This window comes from Psychromonas sp. psych-6C06 (assembly GCF_002835465.1).
Lineage (GTDB): Bacteria > Pseudomonadota > Gammaproteobacteria > Enterobacterales > Psychromonadaceae > Psychromonas.
In genome coordinates, this window is sequence record NZ_PIZM01000006.1 from 294256 (window position 1) to 319260 (window position 25005).

The following is a 25005-nucleotide window of genomic DNA, read 5'->3' on the forward strand; positions in this document are numbered from 1 at the left end:
CTTTAAATGAATAATAAGGTGATTCTTGTTGTTCTTGATGGCTTAAATCAAAAAGTAGCCCAGCAGTGCATGGGCTACTTATCTGGTTTAATAGAGCACAAGATGGCAAGTCAATATACGTTAACGAGTGAGTTACCCTCACTGTCTCGCCCTTTATACGAATGTATTTTAACGGGGGTGGCACCAGTTAAAAGTGGCATCGTACATAACAACATCACGCGTAACTCACACTTAGCATCGGTCTTTAGTTTAGCGAAGGAGCAGAATAAGAAAACAGCAGCCGCTGCCTATCATTGGGTCAGTGAGCTATATAATATTTCTCCTTATAACGCGCAGCGTGACCGCCATACTAATGATCATGATCTGAATATTCAGCACGGTATTTTTTATCATTGGGATCATTATCCCGATGAAGCTTTGTTTCTTGATGGTGAATACCTGCGCACACAATACGACCCAGATTTTTTACTTATTCATCCAATGAATATTGATGATGCCGGCCATCAATATGGTTTAGATTCTGCACAATACCGTAATACGGCTCGTCATGCAGATATTGTTCTCTCTGAGTTTATGCCTAAGTGGATAGCGCAAGGTTATCAAATAGTTATCACCAGTGATCATGGTATGAATAACGATAAAACTCATGGTGGAACACTTCAGGAAGAGCGTGAAGTACCGCTTTATTTCATTGGTGAGCAGTTTAGTCATCACGCTACGATCATCAAACAAACAGAGCTTTGTGGAGTGTTATGTGAATTATTGGGACTGGCGCATACAAAACCCTTTAATAAGGAATGTTTACTGTGAACAGCAAAACAATTTCATTAGCGACACAAGTAAATAACGAGCCGAAACAATCGAGCTTGTTGTTAATACTCCATCAATATAAACCAGCATTGTGGCTTATCCCTTTTGCGTTGTTTTTTTATCTATTTCAAATTGCGCCAATGATATGGGTATTTATTAATAGCTTTATTTATGAAGGGAACTGGTCATTAGAGAACTACCAAGAAATCTTTGATTCAACGTTTATATTACAAAGCTTTAGTAACAGTATCTGGATCAGTTTTTGGTCAAGTTTAGTAGGGTTAATGCTAGCCGCTTTTTTTGTGTCATCACTTAGGCACCTGAATAATCGTTTAAAAGAAGCGATTATCGCCTTCACGAATATGAGTAGTAACTTTGCAGGTGTTCCTTTAGCTTTTGCTTTTATCATTATTTTAGGTACCAATGGCGCAGTCACTTTGCTATTAAAGCAATGGGGGCTTATTGAAGACTTTAACCTATACAGCCGTTGGGGGTTACTAACCCTATACACCTATTTTCAAATTCCACTGGGCATATTATTACTTTATCCAGCCTTTGATGCGCTGAAAAAAGATGCCTACGAAGCCGCTTTATTATTGGGGTCAAGCCCTTTTAAATATTGGATCAAAATAGGCTTACCAATTCTTTCTCCTGCATTGTTGGGTACTTTCATTATTTTGTTTGCTAACGCGATTGGTGCTTATGCCAGTGTTTATGCGTTGACCTCAGGTAATTACAACATGATAACCATTAGAGTCGCGAGTTTAGTCTCTGGCGATCTTTTTTTAGAGCCTAATTTAGCCGCCGCTATTTCAGTGCTATTGATGCTTCTACTTTTTTTTATTACAGCCATCAATCAATGGTTAATTGCGCGGAGTTGTTATGCAAAGTAGTAAACAATTTGTACATAAAAGTGTTGTTTATAGTATTTCTACATTACTTTTTTTACCGATATTAGCGACCTTTATTTACTCGCTCTCATCAAGCTGGGGAGCAACGATTTTACCCGATGGCTTTAGCTTTAAATGGTACAACGCCTTATTAACGGATCCGCGTTTTATTGATGCTTTTGGGCGTTCATTACTTATTTGTCTTAGTGCGCTGTTATTAGCGACGGTATTGGTATTACCGATGATTTTTGTGGTGTTTTACTATTACCCTAAACTCGATAAAGTGATGAACCTTTTAATATTATTACCATTTGCAGTGCCTCCCGTCGTTTCTTCTGTTGGTTTATTGCAACTATATGCAGGCAGTTCAATTCAGCTCATTGGGACGCCGTGGATATTAATTGCGACCTATTTCACTATCGCTTTGCCTTTTATGTATCGTGCTGTGGCAAATAGCTTTACTGCGATCAATTTGAAAGATTTGATCGATGCTGCCCACCTTTTAGGGGCAAGCACGACAAAAGCATTTCTATTAATCATTCTACCAAACTTAAAAAAAGGGTTACTTGCTTCGTTATTTTTGTCTTTTTCATTCCTGCTTGGCGAGTTTGTCTTTGCCAATATTTTGGTTGGAACGCGTTACGAAACGTTGCAAATCTACCTATATAACATGCGACAAACCAGTGGCCATTTTACATCCGCACTTGTGATGACCTATTTTGCCTTTATCTTTTTGTGCACTTGGCTCGCTAGTCGTTTAACCAGAGGAACCAATCAATGAGTTACGTAAAAATTAATCAGCTGAGTAAGCGTTTTGGTGATGTAAGCGTTTTTGAAAATATTGAATTTAGCATTAATAAAGGTGAGTTTGTTACTTTGCTAGGACCCAGTGGTTGTGGTAAATCGACACTACTTCGCACCTTAGCTGGACTCGATCTTGCCAATAAAGGCGAGATTTGGGTTGATGGTATCGATATTACTCATACGCCACCACAACACCGAGAAATAGGGATGGTTTTTCAATCCTATGCGTTATTTCCTAATATGACGGTGGAAGATAATGTCGCATTTGGTCTAAAAATGAAGGGCATTAACAAAAAGCAAGCGCAACCAGAATTACAAAAAATTCTCACGCTTGTTGAGCTAAATGGTAAAGAAAAATTTTACCCACATGAGCTATCAGGTGGGCAACGACAACGTGTTGCATTAGCCAGAGCTCTGGTTGTAAAGCCAAGAATATTATTGCTTGATGAGCCTCTTTCTGCGCTCGATGCAAAAATCAGAAAGAACCTAAGACAGCAAATTTTAGATATTCAAAAAGAGCTTAACTTGACCACAATATTTGTGACTCATGATCAAGAGGAAGCGATGTTGATGTCAGATAGAATTTTTTTAATGAATCAAGGAAAGATTGTTCAGCAGGGGGCACCAGAAGAGATATATACCAAGCCGGCGAATGAATTTGTCGCTCGCTTTATGGGGCACTATAACCTGATTGAAGCTGATATCGCTAAAAACTGGTTCAAGATTGATAGTGGCCAGCGCCAGGTTGCGATTCGTCCGGAATCGATTTATATCAAAGAAGATGGACGACACTATGCAGCGCATATTTCTGCGCCTAAAATGGCTGAAATAACTTCTCATCAATTACTCGGTAATATTATTCGCTATAACTTATCGGTAGAAAAACAAGCATTAACTGTTGATCTTTTAAACCGTTCATCTGAACGATTGATGCCCGCAGGTAGCCAGGTTGAATTGCTATTTAACCTCAATGAAATACAGCCTGTAGGAGTTTAATATGCCACGAGCGCTACATGTTTTTGATATGGATGACACCTTGGTAAATGGTGATTGTTCAATGCTTTGGAATGAGTTTTTAGTGAAAAGGGGGATTATTACAGAGCCAAATTTCCTTGAAACAGATCGTAAAATGATGGCCCTTTATGCAAAAGGCGAGATGGATATGGCATCTTATCTGCAATTTTCTCTCGCGCCGATTGCAACAATAAGGGCTGATAAAATTGATAAGTTAGTCGATCAGTTTGTTGAAAATGTGGTTTTGCCAAGGGTTTTTCCTGAAGCGTTAGCGTTAATTCAGCAACTCAAAGAAGGTAAAGTACCTTTACTTATTATTTCTGCAACAGTTACTTTTATCGTTCAAAAAGTTGCTACTTGCCTTGGCATTGAACACGCAATTGGCATTGACCTTCATTTAGAAGATCGCTGTTATAGTCATAGAGTATCCGGTATTGCCAGTTATAGAGAGGGTAAGATTGAACGCCTAAACCATTGGCTAGAAGCCGAACAGTTTGATTTTGAAGAGATTCATTTTTATACCGACTCTATTAATGATCTGCCATTATGTTTATACGCGGATCATGCTTACTTAATCAATCCCTGTACGCAGTTAAGCGCACAGCAAAAAATCAATAAACAATGGCTGGTATATGAATGGGGAAAATAAACACTTTTCTGCTATCCATAAATGATAATAGATGGTGAAAATCTTTATGTGTGCATACACTTAGGAGATAGATATTTTTGTCTAGGGTAGCTTAGGAGCTTTTATGGCGATAGGGCGTTGGTTTTTAAATTTTGGTCTGATCGCATCTCTTATGTTGAGCCATTATGCTTGCGCTACCTCTCTGCGTCTAGTTATCCCACAATTCCCTCCTTATACCAGCGAAGAAAAGGGTATTTTTTCAGGAATAGGTATCAATTTAATTGATCGGGTGATGAAAGATATTGGCATTGATTATCAGCTTCGAGTAACCCCTAATTATGCCCGCGCTTTAGGTGAAGTTGTGCGTGGGCAAGCCGATGGCTTTTTTCTTGCCTCTGAAAATGAACAGCGCAACGAGGTTGCTGTATTTAGTGAGCCGTTGCTGATAAATCACTGGAGTTGGTTTTTTGCGCCCAACAAACAGCTCGACCCTACTTCTAATAGTTTTAAATCTACAGCAAATGTTGCCACTATTCATGGTTCAAATACTCATGTTTGGCTAACCAAACAGGGCTATCAGAGTATTACCAAAAGTAATTCGGGGTATATGTTTCCGCGTTTATTATTAGAAAAAAAACGTATTGATGCTGTCTTTTTAGCGTCTGTTGTATTTCGCAAAGAGCTTGAGTTTTACGGTTACAAGTCGAGTGATTATGTTGAAGTAGTAGAGAAATCCAAACCTTTTGGTATCTATATCAGTAAAGAGTATTTGAAAAAATATCCCGATTTTATGAGCAAGCTAAATAATGCGATTATTAAAATTCAAAAATTAGATTAACCAATCTATCTAACCTCAGTTCAGGATAACTAAAGTGAAATATCAGCGCTATTTTCACTCACTGATGCGTTAAATTATTTTTAATAACAACTCGTTATTGTTACGATAATTGACCTTGAATTACGCAAAACTAACGCTACTGAGTATTAAAAATAATCACTATCTGACCTACCTTGTGGGTTAAAAGAATAGATAACTGCGTTGCATTCAATCGCAATAGCTGACTCTCACTCAATCATGCGCCTGCGCTCTATCATTTTTCCTCAACAAGCCCTGATCACAATATTATGCGCAATGGTGTGATTTAAAATGCTCTTACGCTTACATTAACCAACATTGTGGCTTTTTAGCTTTGATCTATTGCTGTTTTTTATTCGTATTAGTGCTTAGTTTAATTAATTTCAGTGCTTAGTGCTTGTGCCATAAATTGTGCAATCCAAGGTTGTGCTTCAGCTTTAGGGTGTAAACCATCTTTCATCATCCATTCGGGCTTGGTGATCACATGCTCTAAAAAGAAGGGCAGTAATGGTACTTTGTGTTGTTCACTAAGTGTGGGGTAAATACCGGCAAAGGCTTGGCTGTAACGTTTACCATAATTTGTAGGTACATGGATTTGCATTAACAGAGGGCGTGCATCATTCTTCTTAATATTATTGATCATCTTGGTTAGATTTTTATTGACAATATTAGGTGAAAAACCGCGTAAACCATCATTTGCCCCGAGTTCTATTAATACATAGTCTGGCTGATGTTTGTTTAATAACGCAGGTAATCTTGCTACGCCGTTACCCGTGGTATCCCCTGAAATACTGGCATTAATTACGGTGACTTTTTTGCCCTGTTTTTGTAGCTCTTCAGGTAACAGTGCGGGCCAGCTTTGCTCGCTGCGCATTTGATAACCGGCGCTGAGGCTATCTCCAACAATCAGTAACGTGTTACTGTAAACCATCAATGAAAACATTAACGAACAGAGTGTTGATACTACTAAAAAAGTGAGTTTAATCATGAGCCAATCCATTATACAAGTTGATAATATTACTAAATCAGTGATCAGTAATGATAGTCAATTATCTATTCTTAAAGGTATTTCTTTTAGCGTTAACGCTGGAGAATCCGTTGCAATTATGGGCACATCTGGTGCCGGTAAGTCAACATTAATGGGCTTATTAGCGGGGTTGGATCAGCCGACTTCTGGTTCTATTACGTTGTTAGATGCCAAAATTTCTGAAATGGATGATGAGCAACGTGCTGCAGTGCGCGGTGAGTCGATTGGTTTTGTGTTTCAAAATTTCTTGCTTATTCCATCACTAAACGCCTTCCAAAATGTCACTTTGCCGATGGTATTACGTGGTAATGAAGACGATGCTACGAATACTGAACGAGCCAAAAAATTATTAGCAGAAGTAGGGCTCGCTGGGCGAGAAACACACTTACCCACGCAGCTTTCTGGTGGCGAACAGCAACGTGTAGCGCTCGCACGTGCCTTTGTCACTCAACCGAAAGTCCTTTTTGCCGATGAACCGACGGGTAATTTAGATCAGCAGACAGCACAACATATCATTGAGTTACTGTTTGAGATGAATAAAGAGCAGGGCACCACGCTTATTTTGGTGACGCATGATGCAAACCTTGCTAAACGTTGTCAGCGCACACTCATCATTAACGATGGTCAATGTCAGGAAAGCCTATGAAATCTAATAAAATGATAATTAGCTGGAGTTGGCGAGAGATCTGGTTTGGGCAACTATGGCCGGTGATGGTTGCATTAACTTTGATAATTGCCTGTGTGGTGGCTTTATCAACATTGGCTTTGCGCGTCGAAAAAGTGATGACCAATGAAGGGCGAGCGTTATTAGCCGCTGATTTAGTGTTTCGTTCGGCAAACCCCATTGAAGACAGCCTTCGAGCGCGAGCAGAGCAACAAGGGTTGATTGTCTCTGAGCAAAGCCGTTTTCAGACCATGGCATTTAGCGACAAGAAGATGCAATTGGTGTCGGTAAAAAGTGTTGAAAGTAATTACCCCTTGCGTGGCGAACTTATTTTAAGTGCTGAGAATCAGCAGTTGGTTAATCAAGTTAATCCCGGAGAATTATGGTTATCACTGCGCTTGTTGGCATTATTAGAGGTTGAGATAGGTGATAACGTTGCCATTGGTGATGCAGAGTTAAAAGTAACAGGCATTATAAAAGAAGCGCCAGAGGTTGTGTTTAACCCTTTTAATAGTATTCCTAATCTGTTTATTCATCATAGTGATTTACAGAAAACAGGCGCGGTGCAAATAGGCAGTCGTGTTCGTCATCGTTTGTTTATCAATGGTGATGCGAGCGCATTGCAGGCCCTAAAAGATAAAGTGAGTTTACAGGCGGGTGAATCTTGGGTTGATGAAAATAAGCAGGGGCGCACTGCGGGCTTAATTGATAAAGCTAAGCAATACCTATCATTGACTATTCTCATGGTTATTTTGATGGCTGCGGTGACGCTCATTTTAACTTGTTTACACTATGCACGAAATCGTAGCGAGACGGTATCGATGTTAAAAAGCATGGGTGCAAGTCGTATCTGGTTGCGTCGTTGGTTAAGTACGCAGGTGCTGATCATGTTTGTCGTCGCGTTTATTGTAGGTAGCCTTTTAGGATGGTTACTCGAGCTATTATTGCGTTTGCCGCTGGCTGATATTTTACCTGAGCAATTGCCAAGTGTCGGTGTTCAGCCCTTTCTATTTGCTATTGCTGTCGCACTTTGTATCGGTTTACCTGCGTTGTTGATCCCTTTAACGCGTCTATTAGACGCACCCGCAATTAACGTCATACAGCAACAAAAAAGCACATATTCTAAAAGTAGCTGGTGGTTATTGTTATTACCGGTGACTGCGTTGGCACTTTTTTACGGCTCAAATAATCTCGTATGGATGGTCTTAGGTGGGTTATTGCTGCTGTTCGCTTTTCTGGCCACAATCAGTTATGGCTTGTTGCAACTGCTGGCTAAATTGAAGTGGGGAGCCGCCTTTAGTTTGGCGCTAAGTCGTATTAATCGTTCCCCTAAAAATAGCATGATGCAGTTAGCTGCTCTATCGGGATCGCTTATGTTGGTGGCGCTAATTTGGTTAATTAAAAGCGATCTATTAGGCGATTGGCAACAGACGCTTGCACCCGATGCACCTAATGTTTTTGCGATTAATATTAGCCCCGAAGAGCAACAAGGGTACCTACAACAGGTAGATAGTTTTACTTTACCGCGTAGTGATGCCTTTGCCATTATTCGTGGCCGTGTTACAGAAATTAACACAATCCCTGCAAATGAATATTTCAGCGATAAGCAGGATCAGCCACGTATATTACAGCGTGAAGTTAACTTTACTTGGGCTAAACAACTGCCTGAATATAATGAGGTGGTTAGCGGTGAGTGGGAAGGCAAACAAACGGTTTCAGTAGAGCAGAAAGTTGCTAACGACTTGAATATCAAAGTGGGTGACAGCCTCACCTTTGAGGTTAATAGCCAGGTATTTAGTGCAACGGTAAATACTATTCGTAAAGTGCAATGGCAAAGCATGAAGCCTAATTTCATCTTTATTTTCAGTGAAGATGTGATTGCTGATCTTCCCGCGACATGGATGCTTAGCTTTAGAGCAGAGCAAGCACAAAATGAGTTGGTTAATCAGTTAGCGCGTTTATACCCGACAGTGAGCCTGTTAGATTTTCGTACTATGGGTAATAAAATACAGACCTTATTAAGACAGATATCTTGGTCATTAACAGGTCTTGCATCATTAGGTGTGGTAAGCGGTATTTTATTAATTTTCACGCTATTACGCTTAAGCCTGAGTGAACGGAAACGTGAGATAACGTTATACCGCACGTTAGGAGCGAGTAAAAAAAGGATAAGCCACACACTGTGGGCGGAGTATGGCCTGCTGGCTATCAGTGCTGGTTTAGTTGCTGCTATCGCTGCTGAAATGATTCTGTTTAGCTTAATGAAATGGGGATTTCAGTTACCGACACAACTCCACCCAATGATGTGGGGAATATTGCCAATATTAGCGGTCTCGATTGTGTTTTTAAGCTTAAGCTCAGTGATTAAACAGCTATTAAAACCATTGCGTTAGGTAAGCTTTAAAGATGAAAAAAGCGATCTGATTTTATGCAAAGGATAATGAATGGAGTTTTAGGTCTAATAGCAATGCAATTTAGAAAGTGATCTCGTATTGCGTAGGGAAAATAGATCAGCTATTTATTCAGATTGGTACCACATCATAGGTAGTGTAAATTTTAATAATACCAATTCCGCTAATATAGTGATTAAATATTACGCAGGAAAAAGGAGTTAGTTCAAGGCGAAAATTGATGTAAATGGTTGTTCCCTTTACGAAATTTTTAACGCTGAAATAGCTTCTTTTAACCAGCAAGATTGATCAGTTATTTAGTGAATTTGGTATAAGTAAGATAGATCATCTTTTTAATTCTTTTAGTATAACTAGAAGGCTTTCCGGACTTGAGTAAGTGACGAGTTAAACATTAAAAAAGCCAGCAATTAAGCTGGCTTAGAGAATGTTTTATATTTTATTTTTACATTATTGTAAAATATAGACGTTAGAACGGGATATCATCATCAAAATCCATTGATGGTTCATTATATTGAGCGGGCGCTTGCTGTGGTGTTTGCTGAGGTGCAGGGCGAGCAGGTGCTTGTTGTGCAGGTGCCTGCTGTGGCGTCGGCTGATATGCCGGTGCCATTTGAGGAGCTGCTTGTTGCTGCGGTGCTGGTGCAGATTGCTGAGGCGCATTACCCCAAGATTGCTGAGCCTGTTGTGGTGCTTGTTGTTGCCCTCCTTGGAATTGTTGGTTCTGCCCGCCTTGGAACTGTTGACCACCTTGACCGCTATTATTTGAGTCCATCATCTGTAGCTCAGAAACGACAACATCAGTTGCATACTTATCTTGTCCGGTGGTTTTATCTTGCCATTTACGTGTTTTTAGTTTGCCTTCAACGTAAACTTTTGCGCCTTTTTTAAGGTATTGACCACACATCTCACCAAATTTTCCGTATACAGTCAGGTTATGCCACTCGGTTTGATTTTCATATTCGCCAGTTTGTTTATTCTTCCAGCTTTCAGTGGTTGCGATTGAAAAATTTGCTACCGCATTGCCATTTGGCATATAACGCATCTCTGGATCTTTACCCAGGTTACCCACTAAAATTACTTTGTTTATGCTACGGTTAAACATCTCTTCTCTCCGCTTATACTAAAATTTGTTTGGCTGCTTGCAAGGTAAAAATTTTATTATTTACCTTAATGTAAACAGTCTGCTCTTCAATGATAATCACGACTTCTAATACACCTTCAACTTGAATTAACTGTTCAGTTAACTGCGTTGCATGATGTTCATCTTTAATGGTTGCCGTTAATGTATGCGTACGAATTTTACTTGGGTTATGCATACCCCATGAAACAAAGAACCACATCAACATTAAGCTAGCTAAAAATAAAAATAGGCCACTATTGCCAAGTAGTTTATAGGAAACGCCCCCTAATATGCCACCAAAAAATGCGCCTAAAAACTGATACGTGCTGTAGATCCCCATTGCACTGCCTTTCGCACCAGCAGGGGATAGCATTGAGATAAAAGCAGGCAGGGAGGCTTCTAAAAAGTTAAAGGCAGTAAAATACAGTAACATGCATAAAAACATTACTAGCAAAGATTGTTCAGTGAATGCCATAAATACTAAGCTCAGCGCCATTAATAGGATAGAAAACAGGTAAAACTGGCGATTTTTTTCTTTTTTCGCTGCCACAATTAACATCGGAATAATCAATAAAAAAGAGAGGAGAAGAGCTGGTAGATAAAGATACCAGTGACTTTGAGCTTCTAGATGCATCGTTTGCAATTGTAATGGCAGGGCGATAAATACCGCGGTGAGTGTCATATGTAGCGTAAATATGCCCACATTTAAGCGTAATAATTGTGGGTTTTTCGCTAACTTTCCTAGCATGGCTGGAATTGCTACTGTTTCTCCGCGAGGTGCTTTGCTAACGATATGAGGCACTAAAAAATGCACGATGGCAATGCCTATCAGCGCACCACCTGCGGTAATAAGAAACAATCCCTGCAAACCAATAAATGGTGCTAAAACAGGGCCGGCCACCATCGAGACTGCAAAGGCAAGTCCAATGCTGACACCAATCATTCCCATCGCCTTAGGGCGCTGCTCTTCACGTGTTACGTCGGCCGCTAAGGCTAAAACAGCGCTCGCTATCGCCCCCGCTCCCTGCAATGCTCGGCCAAGTGTTACGCCGTAAACGCTCTCTGAGTAAGCTGCCACTAAGCTACCAATGGCAAATATCAGTAAGCCGACATAGATAATTGGGCGACGACCAAATTTATCGGAAAGCATGCCCGCAGGAATTTGTAACAGTGCCTGGGTTAACCCGTAAGCGCCAATCGCAAGCCCGACCCACATCGGTGAATAGCCGATGAGTTCCTGTCCGTAGATTGCAAATACGGGCATGATCATAAATAGACCCAGCATACGTAAAGCAAATACCAGCGACAGTGATATCGCGGTACGTTTTTCTAATGGATTAAGGGCATCAACTTGCATAAATGTTCCAGTTCAGCAAAATAATTTGGGCGCGAATTGTAGCATGCTTAGCGCTATTACAAAAAAATCATTATACTGCGCGCACCACTCTCAGTTTTAGGAAACACCATGCTCAGCTATCGCCACTCTTTCCACGCGGGAAATTTCGCCGATGTATTAAAACATACGGTTTCGGTTGCTATTTTTAACCATATGCTGAAAAAAGATAAGCCTTTTTGCTATCTCGATACGCACTCCGGTTGTGGCGCTTATTCACTGAATTCTGAGCAAGCCTTAAAAACGCAGGAGTTCAATAATGGTATTATGCGTCTATGGGGACGTGCTGACTTGCCTGAACCGGTAGCGAATTATATGCAGCAAGTGGTTGAGTTTAACGCGCAAAGTAGTTTAAAACATTACCCAGGCTCACCGAGTATTGCGCGCCAAATGTTACGCGATAATGACCGCATGTTTTTGTTCGAGTTGCACCCGAATGAGTTTACTAATATGCGCGAAAATTTTTCTGGTGACAGGCAGATAAAAATGTCTAACAAGGATGGTTTGCAAGGTTTGGTAGCCAATATGCCGCCGAAAGAGCGTCGTGGTTATGTGTTGATTGACCCCTCCTATGAGATTAAAAGTGAATATCAGGAGGTTGTTGAAACCTTAATCGAAGCGGTTAAGCGTTTTGCTACAGGCACTTACGCTCTGTGGTATCCGGTTGTCAATCGCATCACGATAAAAAAAATGGAGCGTGAGTTGATCGACTCAGGTATTAAAAACATTCAATTATTTGAATTGGGTATCGAAGCTGATTCTGGTGAAAAGGGCATGACATCAAGTGGCATGATTGTTATCAATCCACCTTGGACGCTGAAAAAAGAGATGCAAGCCGCTTTGCCGTTTCTGGCTAAAAATCTAGCCAAAGAGGACAAAGGTTTTTATCGTATTGAAACATTAGTTGAAGAGTAATACCAAATCCACTAAATAACTGATCAATCTTACTGGTTAAAAGAAACTATTTCAGCGTTAAAAATTTCGTAAAGGGAACAACCATTTGCATCAATTTTCGCATTGAACTAACTCCTTTTTCCTGCGTAATATTTGATCACTATATTAGCGGAATTGGTATAATTCGAAGAGCTATCGCACTTTCTAATGTTGACAGCAAACATGTTCTTTCTATTCAGCACAACACGGGTTGTGCTGAAAATCTAACTGACAAAAGCTCAACTGAGGTTCACCCCCTTTACGAACAATTACTCATAGGCCGTTATTTACGGTGTTTTTTACGATGCAGATGGTTAGCAATTATACCTATCACTGATTGCAGTACTAAGGTTAGCATCGCCATAAAGAAAAATAACTGCAATAACGCTTGCTGTGAAATATCATCAACAAACAGGTAAATGCTGAATGTTAATAGCAGTAAATACAGTAAGCTGATTAAATAGCGTTTAATGGAAAATGAATAGGTCGCTTTTTTATTGGTCATCGTTATCGTCATCTATATTGGTTATTTTCTTTTTAAAGTGTAACTTTTTAAAATGTAAAAGTGTTTTGAGTTTTGAGTAGCGATCATAATTACTGATATCTTTTTTAGATGCTTCTCCTGATTTTTCTATCTCAATAATACCATTACGGTTGAGTGTTATTTTATAACGTTCAAACTCTTCTACGTACTGCCCTTGATCAAGCGCGACGACAATATTAATCTGATAACGTCGCTCAATAGAGGTACTTTGTATCTTTTCGCGGTTCGCATCCGGCGCATTCTGTGCGTAAACTTTACCGGTGCCTCGTTCTAAATAACGTGCAAAGGGGCGTAAGCTAAAAATAATCATCTCTTCTAAGCTGTCATAACCGGCTTGGAATCCTTGCTTATTCACTTTTGTTTCAATGCGATAATGTAAAAACTCCGCACTTTGTCTATTTTGTGTATGGCGTTGCGCTAGCAGGTCAATGGCTTGCTCTGGTAACTTTTGTGGTTTGATGTAATCAAGCCATACTTTTTGAGTGGCAATCTCATTTTTAGTGCTGGTATCTTTTAATGTACGTGCCCATTTCGGTCTACCTTTTCGTATCCAGCGCCAAAGCATGTTTTTAAAGTCATCCTTAAATACTTCTCGAATGCCATAAATCACCGCTAAAATAAAAATCATCAGTGCGCTCAAACCGCTAAACGCACCCTGTGTTTTGATGATTAAAATTAAAACTACACTCATTATTAACGCTGTTGCCACTCCAGTAACAACTTTACGAGTGATATTCCCTAATTCATGTGTTTCACTTTTAAAAATAACATCGTATTCGATTAAGCGACGTAATAAGCGCATCTTATTGGAAATACGGTTAGGGTCATTAAGCGTAGCGCCAGTATTGTAGCCTTTTGTTTCTCTGTATTTATTTTCCTCTTCGCAAATAGCAAGCAGTGCGAGCCTCGTTTCAGAAAATTCAGCATGGCGTGGTTTTTTAGCAAGCATTTTTAAAATAGACTGTTCAGTATACCAAGAGAGATAGTTATCTACATTTTCAAAGATTGATAATAATTTAGGGTCGCTGGGTATATGCGTACGATGCTTTTTTAAAATCATTAAACACTGTTCAGTAAGGTCAATTGCTGCATGATAAAAATTTCGTAGATTTTCACTATCATCAATATTCAGCGTTTCTTGCGTATCAGTATCGAGAGCAACAATATATTGATAAGCAAACAAGTTAAGATTACTTTTATACTCTTCTGGAGAGCGCTTCATTCTGCTTGCAAAGCGAGTATGTAAAAGTGGCAGGTGCAGCCCTTCGGTGAAATAGGCTCGTCTACCCTTAATTGCGGCATTAAAGTACTCTGTTTCGGGTAAGGTGTTTTTATTAATGCCCATCTCTTTAGGGAGTGCGATATAAATATCAATGCGCCGAGCATCGCCACGGTTAATTTGGTGGGTTAGCTTTATCGATAACTTTTCTTGCTGTTTGACTTTGAATTTACTCAATCTCCCTCCTTTGGCATTAACGTATTATGAATTGATTTTAAATCAGTGTTTTTTGCGCCTAAAGTTTGTTAACTTAAGCGTTTTATTTTTCTGTTTATATAAAGGTTTTTATGCAATTTTCACAACTTACACAAGCTATTTTTGATCATCTTTATCACGATATTAAGCAATTTCGCGAAACCTTTGATTTACCTTGCAATGATCCTAGCTCATTGGATGAAAAAGCAGATAAATTGCACACCTCTCTGATTATTGAAGAGCTGACCGAGTTGGCAGAGGCTGATTGTAAAATCGAGCAGGCTGATGCCATTGTTGATAGCGTATATGTATTAATGGGGCGATTAGTTCATTTGGGTGATAATAAAGTGTCAGACAATATCGCGATTAGCTACCTTATCGACCTTTTTCTAAATGTGGCCAAGCAACGTGATATTAATTTTTTACCTTGTTGGAATGAAGTGCATTCGAGCAATATGAGTAAAGTATGCCGTAATCAAGCAGAGTATCAAGAAACCTATGACTTTTATGCCCAACAAGGCGTTGAGCTTATTGATAGTGTGAAAGGTGACTTTATCATTGCTAAATGTGCTAAAGACGTACAACTTGAGGGAAAAGTTGTTCGCCAGGGCAAAGTATTAAAATCTGTTTATTATCGTCCGGCAGAGCTTGAACCATTGGTTTAAGGCTGTCATTTACGCGATCAACTTTCTTCTGCCAGCTGAATGGGGCAACGGATAAGAAATCCTGCGCCTCCCTGTTGCGAATCAAAATAGGTTAGACTGCCTTTTAATAAGAAATGTATTAAATTGAAGGCTACATTTAGCCCTAACCCTCTTCGACCTTGAGTGCGAAGAGTGGTTACAAAAGGGTTAAAGATACGCTGTTGCATCTGTTTATCGATTCCACTGCCATTATCTTCAATATAGATAAGTAACTGCTGCTCTTCGATAGAGAGTTTGATAAGAATTTTATTCTTATCACGCTGTGGGTTGTGTAGGTAAGCATTAAGTAATAGCTCTTGGAAAATCTGCACAAATATATCCGACTGTATAATGACATCATCTACATTGGTTTCTATCTTTGTATGTATATTGAGTTTTTTAATATCAACCTCATAGGTACGCACGCTTAATAGAATATTATTGAGCCAATCTTCAAGGCCTACTTTTTTGGCTGGAATCGCTTCTACATCAAGCATTGATAAGCGTTTGAATTCAGAAATCAACGATGCTGTACTTTCTAAGTTACCATGTAATAAATGTGCGGCATCTTTAGCGTTTTCTACTAACTGGGGAAACTTTTCCGTTTGTTGATTATTAAGCGCACTTTGCATCTCATTAAAAACATGTGGTAAGTAAGAGGAGGCCGTGATTGCACAACCCAGTGGAGTATTTACCTCATGGGCAACACCTACTACAAGATCATTCATTGCTCCGTAAGCTTGTGCATGCTGTAGCTCTGTTTGGGTTTCTTTAAGTTGTTCGATAGTGTGCGCTAGTTGGACATTTTTTGCTTCTAAGCTTAAGGTGCGTTGCTTTACCTTACTTTCAAGATCCTGATTAACCTCTTGTAACGCTTTTTGTGCAGCTACAAGTTCTTCGGTGCGTTGAATGACTTTACTTTCAAGGGTTTTATTAAGATTTTCAATCTTTTCTTGGGCTAAAAAGCGAAGCCGGTATTCACTGATAGTAGAGCCAAATAAGCGCAAAATATGTGATTGATATGTTTTAAAAGGGCGGTGATAAGTAAGGTTGTCACAGGCGATCCAGCCGATCAGTTTATCGTGCTCCCAAAGTGCAATGGCGCCATTCCAGCCAAAACCAACGACTGTTGAGATATCCCCACTCTTGTTAAATTCATAAAGTGGTTGTTTATCCCAAATACACACTTTCTCTTGGTTATCGAGTAGTCTAATTACGTCCCTTACTTCATTATCGACCGGAGATTTTTGGTCATATTCATTGCACAGCTGTCCCTCCTCATCAATTCCCCAAGTACCATTAATAAATTCCTGCGCATCATCAATGAGTAAAATACCGATACGGTCTATTTCCAGAAGAGTTGTCGCGGTAACAATAGCAAGCCTATAAAGCTCGCTCATGGATGTCGCTTTCGACATGGTCAGGGTTGCTTCATTGAGTTTATATAGCAGTCGATAAAAGGACTTGATATCTTCAATATCATCTACTTCTTGAAAGTCGGTACTATCGTAAATAGTAAGCTCTGACATATTTTCTCCTCGCTATATTTGATCAGTATAGTAATGACTTAGCTATTGGGAGAAAAAATCCTATCAATATTATCTAAATAGTATGAGAAAGGTTATGGCGATGGTCATTTATGTTTAATAGAAGCGTTATAGCCTTTTAAATCAGAGAGTGATTATTTTTAATACACACTACTTTTAGTTTTGGGTAATTTAAGGCGAACTATCGTAGTAATAGCGAATTATTGTTAGATAATTTAACCTAGAAGTCCTTGTCAATAGCGGTATTGCGTTGCTTATGCATAACTGAGGTTAATTACAGAAATGAACTTTTGCTGCGGTTAACAAGTCATTCCTCCACTTGCTAACCGAGAAAGGTAGTTAATTTTTAGTTTCTTTTAATTGATAAAGTAGAGCAAGTGCTTGTTTTGGTGTTAAGTCATCAGGATCAACAGTATCGAGCAGTGTTAATGCTGGGTGAGGTGTGTTGTCCGCAATCTCGATGTTCACGGGTTGATGGTTATCTGCTTTGTTATTTAATGCACCAAGCTCTAATTGCTGTAACTTAGCTTTAGCATTTTTGACCACATTACTCGGCACGCCTGCTAATGAAGCGACCTGTAAGCCATAACTCTTATTCGCAGCACCTTCTTGTAGCGCATGTAAAAATGCGATGCTGTCCCCATGCTCAACCGCATCGAGGTGAATATTGACTAACTCTGGTATGCTTTCTGGTAGCGCAGTTAGTTCAAAGTAATGGGTAGCAAAAAGGGTGTAAGCTTGGATTTTTTTAGCGAGCTCTTCTGCGCAGGCCCAAGCCAATGATAAACCATCAAAGGTGCTGGTACCTCGACCGATCTCATCCATTAAAACTAAGCTGTTTTGCGTGGCATTATGCAAAATATTAGCGGTCTCAGTCATCTCGACCATGAAGGTTGAACGGCCGCTGGCTAAATCATCGGAAGCACCAATACGGGTGAAGATACGATCAACGGGGCCTATTTGAGCGCTTTGTGCTGGAATAAAACTACCGATATGTGCCATTAACACCATCAAGGCAACTTGGCGCATATAGGTTGATTTACCGCCCATATTCGGGCCGGTAATAATAAGCATTCTACGTTGATCGTTTAATTTAACTGGGTTAGCAATAAAAGGCGTTTTATTCACTTGTTCAACAACAGGGTGACGACCCTCTTCAATGACAATACCACGCTCACTGTGCAGCACTGGGCGTACATAGTTCAGTGTCAGCGCACGCTCTGCTAAAGTATTTAATACATCTAATTCAGCAAGTGATTGTGCGCTAAATTGCAACTGTTTGAGGTAGGGCATGAGTTGATCAATTAACCCTTCATAGAGTTTTTTCTCGAGCGCAAGTGCTTTACCTTGGCTTGAGAGTACTTTGTCTTCGTGCTCTTTTAGTTCGGCAATAATATAACGTTCTGTATTTTTTAGTGTTTGTCGACGTACATAGTGCGCAGGTACTTGGTCGGCGACGTTACGGCTGGTTTCAATGTAGTAACCATGCACGCGGTTATAACCCACTTTAAGTGTAGCAATACCCGTTGCTTCGCGTTCGCGTAGCTCCAGTTTCTCAAGGTAGTCCGTTGCACCTTGTGCAAGGTCTCGCCATTGATCTAGCTCTTGGTTATATCCGGCTTTAATGACGCCACCGTCACGAATAATGACCGGTGGGTTATCAATAACCGCCTTCTCTAACAAACTTAATAGTTCTGGATAGTTACCCATCTCTTTGCTCAGTTTACCGACCAGTTCATGCGGTAACTCAGCAATTAAATGTTGTAGTTCTGGTAATAGAGAAAATGCAGTACGTAGTCGTGTTAAATCGCGCGGACGAGCTGAACGAAGTGCTAAACGGGCAATCACACGTTCAATATCGCCGATCTGTTTAAGGGGCTCTGCCAGCGGTCCATTTAAATCCAAATCAATTAAGGTTTGTATCATGGTTTGACGATAGTTAAGCGTGTTGACGTTACGAATTGGCTGGTGGATCCAGCGCTTTAATAAACGGCTACCCATCGGGGTAACGGTAAAATCGAGAACCGAGGCGAGCGTATTATCAAATCCTCCTGCTAGATTTTGCGTGAGCTCTAAATTTTTACGCGTTGCAGCATCTAAAATAACGCTATCGATATTTTGCTCTAACTTAATCGATTGCAGGTGAGGAAGGCTGGTGCGCTGCGTGTCTTTAATATATTGCAATAAAGCGCCAGCGGCACAAAGCGCAACTTCTGCTTGCTCAACGCCAAAACCGATTAAGTCTTTGGTGCCAAATTGCTGATTTAAAGTATTACGCGCGGTGCTTAAATCAAACTCCCACTCGGGTCGACGACGAATCGTTTGCAGGTGTTCGATAAATGCAAGATGCTCAAAGTTATCTGGGTAAAGTAACTCCGCAGGGTTTAAGCGTTGTAATTCAGCTTGTAAGGTTTCTGTATGTTGAAATTGATTAACAATAAAACGACCACTACCAATATCCAATGAAGCGATACCAAAACTGTCTTGATGGTGATAAACCGCGCACAGCAAATTATCCTGCTTATCATCTAATAACGCTTCGTCAGTGATGGTGCCAGGAGTAATAATACGCACAATCTTCCGTTCAACGGGGCCCTTGCTGGTGGCTGGATCACCAATTTGTTCAACAATCGCTACCGACTCGCCAAGTGTAATCAACTTAGCTAAATAACCTTCCACACTATGATAGGGAACACCGGCCATTGGAATCGCATTACCACCGGTTTTACCACGTTGGGTTAAAGAGATACCCAGTAGTTGTGAAGCCTTGCGAGCATCTTCAAAAAACAACTCATAAAAATCGCCCATGCGGTAAAACATTAAGGTCTCGGGGATCTCACTCTTGATGGTGAGATATTGTTGCATCATCGGCGTGTGTTGTTTTAATTGTGCTGCTGTTGGCTTCATAAATTATCCGTGCCACCCATTGTAAAATTTCCGTTAATTGAAAAATGGAAATGGGTGTTTAGTGAGCTGTTATCGCGCCGTATCAGTGAGAGTTATATAGAGATAGAGTCCTCTATTTCTCTCTATTCTGCGCTATTATTACGTTTCGATTTAGGATAACGACAGTTCAACTTTATGTCTAGATTTAGATGATTGATTTTGCATGTTCATTGGTAACAGGTATACACTTCGTTTATAGCCATTTACGACAGGAGATAGCTGATGTTTACAGAAAAAACCGTACAAGAGTTAGCACTCTTATTGGGAGATAAACTTACCAAAGCTGGGCTGGTTGCTGCCACGGCAGAATCTTGCACAGGAGGGGGAGTCGCTTATGCAATTACAGAGGTGGCAGGCAGTTCGCAATGGTTCGACCGTAGCTTTATTACCTACAGTAATGATGCAAAAATGCAGATGCTTGAGGTAAATAAAGCATCGCTGGATCAATATGGTGCGGTGTCTGAGCAAGTTGTGACAGAGATGGCAACCAATGCAGTTAAGTTTTCTGAAGCGGATATCAGCGTCGCTATCAGTGGTATTGCTGGACCGGGCGGTGGAACTGCAGAAAAGCCTGTTGGGACCGTTTGTTTTTCATGGTACAACGCACATGGTGGTGAAAAAACAGAAACATATCTGTTTGTAGGTGATCGTAGTGAGGTGCGCACTCAAGCAATTCGTTTAGCGCTGACGGGGTTAATTGAGATCATCTGATCACAGCAACGAGCAAGCAATCAATATTTATGTAAATAAAACTTGATACTGTATAAATCAGCAGTATACTGTTTGCATAAACAGTTAAATAAAAAATATATTCATATCTGGAGAGAACATGAGTCAGGATAAAAACAAAGATAAAGCATTAGCAGCTGCACTTGGACAAATAGAAAAGCAGTTTGGTAAAGGATCGATCATGCGCTTGGGTGATGGTGCCAACGCAATGCTTGAAATTGACTCTGTTTCAACAGGTTCGCTTGGACTGGATGTGGCTCTCGGCATAGGTGGTTTGCCATATGGTCGTATCGTTGAGATCTACGGTCCAGAAAGTTCAGGTAAAACAACACTAACATTACAAGTGATTGCACAAGCACAAAAACAGGGTAAAACCTGTGCATTTATTGATGCCGAGCATGCACTTGATCCTATCTATGCAAAAAAACTGGGTGTTAACATTGAAGATCTTCTGATCTCTCAACCGGATACCGGTGAGCAAGCGTTAGAGATTTGTGACATGTTAGTACGTTCAGGCGCCGTTGGCGTAGTGATTGTCGATTCGGTTGCTGCATTAACACCAAAAGCAGAAATTGAAGGCGATATGGGTGACTCACACATGGGTCTGCAAGCACGTTTAATGTCGCAAGCACTGCGTAAACTAACGGGTAATATCAAGCAAACGAACACTATGTGTATCTTCATCAACCAAATTCGTATGAAAATTGGGGTAATGTTCGGTAATCCAGAAACGACAACTGGTGGTAACGCACTGAAATTCTATGCTTCAGTACGTTTAGATATTCGTCGTATTGGTGCGGTGAAAAATGGTGATGAAATCACTGGTAATGAAACCCGTGTTAAGGTTGTGAAAAACAAAGTGTCACCACCATTTAAACAAGCTGAATTCCAGATTTTATATGGCGAAGGTATCAATAAATACGGTGAGATGATTGATCTTGGTGTTAAAAATGAACTCGTAGAAAAATCAGGGTCATGGTATTCATATAATGGTACGAAGATAGGCCAAGGTAAAACCAATGCCTGTAAACATTTCTCTGAACATCCTGAACAAGCAGACGAGCTAGACAAAAAGCTACGTGACATTTTACTGGCTAAACCAGAAGAAGTTGCAAAAGCGCTTGAGAAAGAAGATGAAGTCGAAGAAGCGTTATAGAGATTGATATACCATTCTGCACAATGGTCAGGGCTTGTTGAGGAACAATGATAGAGAGCAAAGCGCATAATTGAGTTTGTCTATCGTTTTAACTCAAAAGATAGACCAGATAGTTATGCGGATTGGTATTATACCAATTCCGCTAATATAGTGATCAAATATTACGCAGGAAAAAGGAGTTAGTTCAAGGCGAAAATTGATGCAAATGGTTGTTCCCTTTACAAAATTTTTAACCCTGAAATAGCTTCTTTTAACCAGTAAGATTGATCAGTTATTTAGTGGATTTGGTATTAATAGCCTAGACCCCAAAAAAGCGTGATTATTCACGCTTTTTTGTTTCTAAAGAAAAGTTAAGCAATGTTATACAGATTACATAACCTCAATTCTGGTTAGTGGAAGCGTTATGGCGATTTAAAATCATGGTGTTGCTACTTTAATTAGCGGTATTGTATAGCTCGCCTCAATTAGATCAGCTCTTTACTATTATTGATATTACAAATAATGATTAATATTTACCTCATCAATCTGCTCTGGTAAAAGGTACTGATGCGCATATTGTAGATATACCTCAGAAGTTAAAAATAGCTTAAACAGTGCGGGGTCAATATGGTCATCTTTTACCATAAAGCTCATAATTTTAATCGCTTCACTTAAGGTTTTACGCTCTTTATAGGGCCTATCTGAAGCTGTTAGTGCTTCAAAGATATCTGCAACAACCATAATGCGTGCTGTTACCGGCAACTCCGATGCTGGAATTTTGCGTGGATAACCTGTGCCATCCATCTTTTCATGATGCCCGCCGGCAATAGTCGGAACATTTTTAAGGTGCGTAGGAAAGGGGAGTTTCGATAACATAACAATGGTGTGAACCATATGTCCATTGATAATGAATCGATCTTCTTCGGTTAGGGTGCCTCGTTTGATGGAAAGGTTATACAGTTCTCCACGGTTAGAACGATATTGAGGCGTTTTCATATCAAAGCCCCATTCATTACCTGGCTCAGTTAGTTCAGCATGCTCACGATCGATTAAATGCTCAGCTTTATCGGCTAATATAGGTTCTGCAACGGGTAAAGTGATATCTGGAATTTTATTGGCTTGATGGGGTGCTATGCCAATTTTATTGCTAAGGGTGCGTTTCCAAGTGCGCCTTGCAATACGCTGCAATAGCGCTATTTTATCATCAGACATAAATTCTCCGCCGATGTTACACTGCGCCACAAACTCAAACTCCTGATCTAATTCGCTAAGTAATTGATCGCGCTGCTGTGCTAATAATTGCGAATCGCCATTTTCATTCAGCCCTTTCCAATAATTTGTGTGCGCTTCACTTTTTAACAACTCAAAGCGCATTCTAACTTCATTTAGACGATCATAAATAGCTTCAAGCTTTGTGGACTTATCAACGATATGTTCAGGAGTAATAATTTTCCCACAGTCATGTAACCAAGCTGCAATATGTAACTCCTCCCATTGTTCATCACTTAAATCAAAATCTTTAAACTCTACGTTTTGAGCTGTACATGCAGCTTGGCTGAGCATTTTGGTTAGTTCAGGGACTCGTGCACAATGACCTCCTGTGTAGGGAGACTTACTATCGATAGCGCCCGCAATGAGTAAAATAAAGCTTTGTAATAGCTGCTTCTGCTCTGCTAATAGTTGTTGACTCTGTATAGATAATGCTGAAAAACTGGCAATTGCTTGTGCATATTTTAATTTTCCTCTACTCAGTGGGCTGCTCGGATCTGCAAGCACAGCGAGTAAACCTAAGTCTTCTCCGGATCTATTTTTCATCGGTATCAGTTGCCAGCACAATGGTTGTGATTTTACTAGGTAGGGATCAATTATCTGCTTAATATCATTGGGGATTTGTTCGCTCGTTAGATTTTCCGACAGCGATTGACATGTCATCGTTAGCTTGCTTAATTGCTGATATAACTGCTTATTTTCAATGGAGCTTAATGCAAGTAGTTGGCTATGTTTTATCTGGTAGTTATTGTTATTGTTGAAAATGATTAATGTGCCTTTACTATTGGGAATATTATTACACTCATCACTTATTTTATTGAGTAGCTGTTGTTCGCTCTGTTTACTCACTAGTGATGCTGAAAGGTTTTGAAAATGGGAAATCGTTTGTTTCATGTTATTGGTGACTTGGATGAGTGCCGCTATCTCTTTTACTGGCGTTTTACGATGTAGTTGCTCACTAAAGTCAAAATTATTAATTTTTTCCAAATCCTTGGTGAGTTCACTAATTGGCGTGCTAATTAAGCGGGCAAAATACCATGCCATCGGCAGCGTAGTAAGAATAATCAGAATAATAATCAATGCACTTTTCTGGCGTAAATCATAAGCGTTTGCGAGTAACTCCTTCGTTTTAACAATTTGAAATAAGAGCAAGGTTTGTTTATCAGAAAGGGGTGATACTTTGCCCAACCAATCCTCTCCCTTATAATTGAATAAAACACTGCCTTTCTGGTCACTATAATTTTTGAAAACATGGGCTAATGCAGGATGTTGTAATTCAGAGATATTTTTAAAAGCATCGAACTTTCCCTGCGCTGAAAGTAGGAAGTCAGTATTTTGATAGGCAATGATTTTGCCCGTGTTATTAACAACGATTCGCTCACTGCTTGGGTAACGACGAAATTCTTGTAACAGGTTAGATAAAGTACTTAGTGTATAGTCGGCACCAATGATTGAATTATTAATTTGGTCTTTAACAGCCAGTGTGACCCCAAACTCTTTAGTCGCATGGAATAGGTAAGGGTCTGTAATAATATATTTATCGCTTATTTGCACGCGTTTATACCAGGGGCGTTTTTCTATATTAAGGTTGTAATTGGGATCATCTACCATTGATAGTAAGTTATTTTCTATATCGTAAAAGTAATGTTGTGTCTTCTCCGATTGGCGAAGCGTCATCATAAAATAACTATCTTTGGGAATATTTGTCGAGTGGTGGACTGAGTTAATTTTTTTATACAGAAAAAAATCATTATTTGGATAGGCGATAAACAATGCAGATAAGCTATTAGTCGCTTTTAGCATCTCAGATAATACTGGTAACGATGTTATTTTTTCTTGTTTACTATTAATTGCAGTTAGATCCGATGCATTTAATATTTTGAGCATGGTATGTACATGCTCGCTCTCTCGATGAATTTTATCTACTAGCTGACGACTTGAGTTGTCAAAAAGTGTTTTACCTTCGTTGAGCATGTTTTGGCTAAACTGATAATAGCTATACCAACCAAGCAACAGACCTGAAACGATAATTAAAAAAGTAAATAAACTCGTTATATGGACTTGTAAGCTATATCTGTTTTTAAATTTAATCGTGGGCATAGGATTCCTATTAATAAGGTAAATATTT

20 protein-coding genes are annotated in these 25005 nt (G+C 39.8%); 12 read left to right on the plus strand and 8 right to left on the minus strand.

The features are described 5' to 3' along the window. Nucleotides 1-6: 6 nt before the first annotated feature. The 6 genes from CW745_RS09885 (at nucleotide 7) to CW745_RS09910 (ending at nucleotide 4984) form a co-directional block, all read left to right on the plus strand. On the plus strand, nucleotides 7-810 hold the full coding sequence (locus CW745_RS09885) for an alkaline phosphatase family protein (RefSeq protein WP_101108483.1): 804 nt from the start codon (nucleotides 7-9) through the stop codon (nucleotides 808-810). Then, nucleotides 807-1703, plus strand: a complete 897-nt coding sequence (locus CW745_RS09890) for an ABC transporter permease subunit (RefSeq protein ID WP_238596772.1) — start codon at nucleotides 807-809, stop codon at nucleotides 1701-1703. The genes CW745_RS09885 and CW745_RS09890 overlap by 4 nt, the downstream gene beginning before the upstream one ends. After that, nucleotides 1693-2481 (plus strand): ABC transporter permease subunit, encoded by a 789-nt coding sequence (locus CW745_RS09895; RefSeq protein WP_101108485.1) that lies wholly within the window; start codon nucleotides 1693-1695, stop codon nucleotides 2479-2481. Before CW745_RS09890 ends, CW745_RS09895 begins: the two co-directional genes overlap by 11 nt. Next, nucleotides 2478-3500: an ABC transporter ATP-binding protein gene (locus tag CW745_RS09900; protein WP_101108486.1), complete on the plus strand. Its 1023-nt coding sequence runs from the start codon at nucleotides 2478-2480 to the stop codon at nucleotides 3498-3500. The genes CW745_RS09895 and CW745_RS09900 overlap by 4 nt, the downstream gene beginning before the upstream one ends. Nucleotide 3501: 1 nt before the next feature. Next, complete coding sequence (locus CW745_RS09905) at nucleotides 3502-4167, plus strand: HAD family hydrolase (protein ID WP_101108487.1); 666 nt, start codon at nucleotides 3502-3504, stop codon at nucleotides 4165-4167. Between the two features lie 103 nt (nucleotides 4168-4270). After that, on the plus strand, nucleotides 4271-4984 hold the full coding sequence (locus CW745_RS09910) for a transporter substrate-binding domain-containing protein (protein WP_101108488.1): 714 nt from the start codon (nucleotides 4271-4273) through the stop codon (nucleotides 4982-4984). Nucleotides 4985-5375: 391 nt separating this feature from the next. Here the strand turns inward: CW745_RS09910 and tesA are convergent, their stop codons facing one another. Next, nucleotides 5376-5990 (minus strand): multifunctional acyl-CoA thioesterase I/protease I/lysophospholipase L1, encoded by a 615-nt coding sequence (gene tesA / locus CW745_RS09915; protein ID WP_101108489.1) that lies wholly within the window; start codon nucleotides 5988-5990, stop codon nucleotides 5376-5378. On the opposite strand from tesA, the gene CW745_RS09920 reads away from it, so the two are divergent. Continuing rightward, on the plus strand, nucleotides 5989-6675 hold the full coding sequence (locus CW745_RS09920) for an ABC transporter ATP-binding protein (RefSeq protein ID WP_101108490.1): 687 nt from the start codon (nucleotides 5989-5991) through the stop codon (nucleotides 6673-6675). The genes tesA and CW745_RS09920 overlap by 2 nt on opposite strands. Continuing rightward, nucleotides 6672-9086, plus strand: a complete 2415-nt coding sequence (locus CW745_RS09925) for an FtsX-like permease family protein (protein WP_238596773.1) — start codon at nucleotides 6672-6674, stop codon at nucleotides 9084-9086. Before CW745_RS09920 ends, CW745_RS09925 begins: the two co-directional genes overlap by 4 nt. Nucleotides 9087-9570: 484 nt before the next feature. Here CW745_RS09925 and ssb read toward each other — a convergent pair whose 3' ends face one another. Together ssb and CW745_RS09935 are read right to left on the minus strand one after the other, a co-directional pair. After that, a complete protein-coding gene (gene ssb / locus CW745_RS09930) occupies nucleotides 9571-10206 on the minus strand; it encodes a single-stranded DNA-binding protein (protein WP_101108492.1) in 636 nt (211 codons plus the stop codon). Nucleotides 10207-10219: 13 nt separating this feature from the next. Next, a complete protein-coding gene (locus CW745_RS09935; RefSeq protein WP_101108493.1) occupies nucleotides 10220-11581 on the minus strand; it encodes an MFS transporter in 1362 nt (453 codons plus the stop codon). 108 nt (nucleotides 11582-11689) lie between these two features. On the opposite strand from CW745_RS09935, the gene rlmJ reads away from it, so the two are divergent. Next, complete coding sequence (gene rlmJ, locus CW745_RS09940) at nucleotides 11690-12532, plus strand: 23S rRNA (adenine(2030)-N(6))-methyltransferase RlmJ (RefSeq protein WP_101108494.1); 843 nt, start codon at nucleotides 11690-11692, stop codon at nucleotides 12530-12532. A 301-nt stretch (nucleotides 12533-12833) separates the two neighbouring features. Here the strand turns inward: rlmJ and CW745_RS09945 are convergent, their stop codons facing one another. Then, nucleotides 12834-13067 (minus strand): hypothetical protein, encoded by a 234-nt coding sequence (locus CW745_RS09945; protein WP_153069758.1) that lies wholly within the window; start codon nucleotides 13065-13067, stop codon nucleotides 12834-12836. Then, nucleotides 13045-14550: a hypothetical protein gene (locus CW745_RS09950; protein WP_101108496.1), complete on the minus strand. Its 1506-nt coding sequence runs from the start codon at nucleotides 14548-14550 to the stop codon at nucleotides 13045-13047. Before CW745_RS09950 ends, CW745_RS09945 begins: the two co-directional genes overlap by 23 nt. A gap of 110 nt (nucleotides 14551-14660) precedes the next feature. Here CW745_RS09950 and CW745_RS09955 point away from each other — a divergent pair, with 110 nt between their 5' ends. Beyond that, nucleotides 14661-15233 (plus strand): nucleoside triphosphate pyrophosphohydrolase family protein, encoded by a 573-nt coding sequence (locus tag CW745_RS09955; protein ID WP_101108497.1) that lies wholly within the window; start codon nucleotides 14661-14663, stop codon nucleotides 15231-15233. A gap of 17 nt (nucleotides 15234-15250) precedes the next feature. On the opposite strand, the gene CW745_RS09960 is transcribed toward CW745_RS09955, so the two are convergent. Beyond that, complete coding sequence (locus CW745_RS09960) at nucleotides 15251-16780, minus strand: HAMP domain-containing sensor histidine kinase (protein ID WP_101108498.1); 1530 nt, start codon at nucleotides 16778-16780, stop codon at nucleotides 15251-15253. A 357-nt stretch (nucleotides 16781-17137) separates the two neighbouring features. Further along, nucleotides 17138-19705: a DNA mismatch repair protein MutS gene (mutS, locus tag CW745_RS09965; RefSeq protein ID WP_101108499.1), complete on the minus strand. Its 2568-nt coding sequence runs from the start codon at nucleotides 19703-19705 to the stop codon at nucleotides 17138-17140. Nucleotides 19706-19966: 261 nt separating this feature from the next. Here mutS and CW745_RS09970 point away from each other — a divergent pair, with 261 nt between their 5' ends. Both CW745_RS09970 and recA read left to right on the plus strand, forming a co-directional pair. Then, on the plus strand, nucleotides 19967-20455 hold the full coding sequence (locus tag CW745_RS09970; RefSeq protein WP_101108500.1) for a nicotinamide-nucleotide amidohydrolase family protein: 489 nt from the start codon (nucleotides 19967-19969) through the stop codon (nucleotides 20453-20455). A 118-nt stretch (nucleotides 20456-20573) separates the two neighbouring features. Next, nucleotides 20574-21629 (plus strand): recombinase RecA, encoded by a 1056-nt coding sequence (gene recA / locus CW745_RS09975; protein WP_101108501.1) that lies wholly within the window; start codon nucleotides 20574-20576, stop codon nucleotides 21627-21629. A 492-nt stretch (nucleotides 21630-22121) separates the two neighbouring features. Here recA and CW745_RS09980 read toward each other — a convergent pair whose 3' ends face one another. Continuing rightward, complete coding sequence (locus CW745_RS09980) at nucleotides 22122-24977, minus strand: HD domain-containing phosphohydrolase (protein WP_101108502.1); 2856 nt, start codon at nucleotides 24975-24977, stop codon at nucleotides 22122-22124. Between the last annotated feature and the right edge of the window lie 28 nt (nucleotides 24978-25005).

What these genes read in the sequence shown, in the direction of transcription:
- CW745_RS09885 (WP_101108483.1), top strand. Translation starts at nt 7, where the DNA reads ATGAATAATAAGGTGATTCTTGTTGTTCTTGATGGCTTAAATCAAAAA.
- CW745_RS09895 (WP_101108485.1), top strand. Translation starts at nt 1,693, where the DNA reads ATGCAAAGTAGTAAACAATTTGTACATAAAAGTGTTGTTTATAGTATT.
- CW745_RS09900 (WP_101108486.1), top strand. Translation starts at nt 2,478, where the DNA reads ATGAGTTACGTAAAAATTAATCAGCTGAGTAAGCGTTTTGGTGATGTA.
- CW745_RS09905 (WP_101108487.1), top strand. Translation starts at nt 3,502, where the DNA reads ATGCCACGAGCGCTACATGTTTTTGATATGGATGACACCTTGGTAAAT.
- CW745_RS09910 (WP_101108488.1), top strand. Translation starts at nt 4,271, where the DNA reads ATGGCGATAGGGCGTTGGTTTTTAAATTTTGGTCTGATCGCATCTCTT.
- CW745_RS09920 (WP_101108490.1), top strand. Translation starts at nt 5,989, where the DNA reads ATGAGCCAATCCATTATACAAGTTGATAATATTACTAAATCAGTGATC.
- tesA (WP_101108489.1), bottom strand. Translation starts at nt 5,990, where the DNA reads ATGATTAAACTCACTTTTTTAGTAGTATCAACACTCTGTTCGTTAATG.
- CW745_RS09925 (WP_238596773.1), top strand. Translation starts at nt 6,672, where the DNA reads ATGAAATCTAATAAAATGATAATTAGCTGGAGTTGGCGAGAGATCTGG.
- ssb (WP_101108492.1), bottom strand. Translation starts at nt 10,206, where the DNA reads ATGTTTAACCGTAGCATAAACAAAGTAATTTTAGTGGGTAACCTGGGT.
- CW745_RS09935 (WP_101108493.1), bottom strand. Translation starts at nt 11,581, where the DNA reads ATGCAAGTTGATGCCCTTAATCCATTAGAAAAACGTACCGCGATATCA.
- rlmJ (WP_101108494.1), top strand. Translation starts at nt 11,690, where the DNA reads ATGCTCAGCTATCGCCACTCTTTCCACGCGGGAAATTTCGCCGATGTA.
- CW745_RS09945 (WP_153069758.1), bottom strand. Translation starts at nt 13,067, where the DNA reads ATGACGATAACGATGACCAATAAAAAAGCGACCTATTCATTTTCCATT.
- CW745_RS09955 (WP_101108497.1), top strand. Translation starts at nt 14,661, where the DNA reads ATGCAATTTTCACAACTTACACAAGCTATTTTTGATCATCTTTATCAC.
- CW745_RS09960 (WP_101108498.1), bottom strand. Translation starts at nt 16,780, where the DNA reads ATGTCAGAGCTTACTATTTACGATAGTACCGACTTTCAAGAAGTAGAT.
- mutS (WP_101108499.1), bottom strand. Translation starts at nt 19,705, where the DNA reads ATGAAGCCAACAGCAGCACAATTAAAACAACACACGCCGATGATGCAA.
- CW745_RS09970 (WP_101108500.1), top strand. Translation starts at nt 19,967, where the DNA reads ATGTTTACAGAAAAAACCGTACAAGAGTTAGCACTCTTATTGGGAGAT.
- recA (WP_101108501.1), top strand. Translation starts at nt 20,574, where the DNA reads ATGAGTCAGGATAAAAACAAAGATAAAGCATTAGCAGCTGCACTTGGA.
- CW745_RS09980 (WP_101108502.1), bottom strand. Translation starts at nt 24,977, where the DNA reads ATGCCCACGATTAAATTTAAAAACAGATATAGCTTACAAGTCCATATA.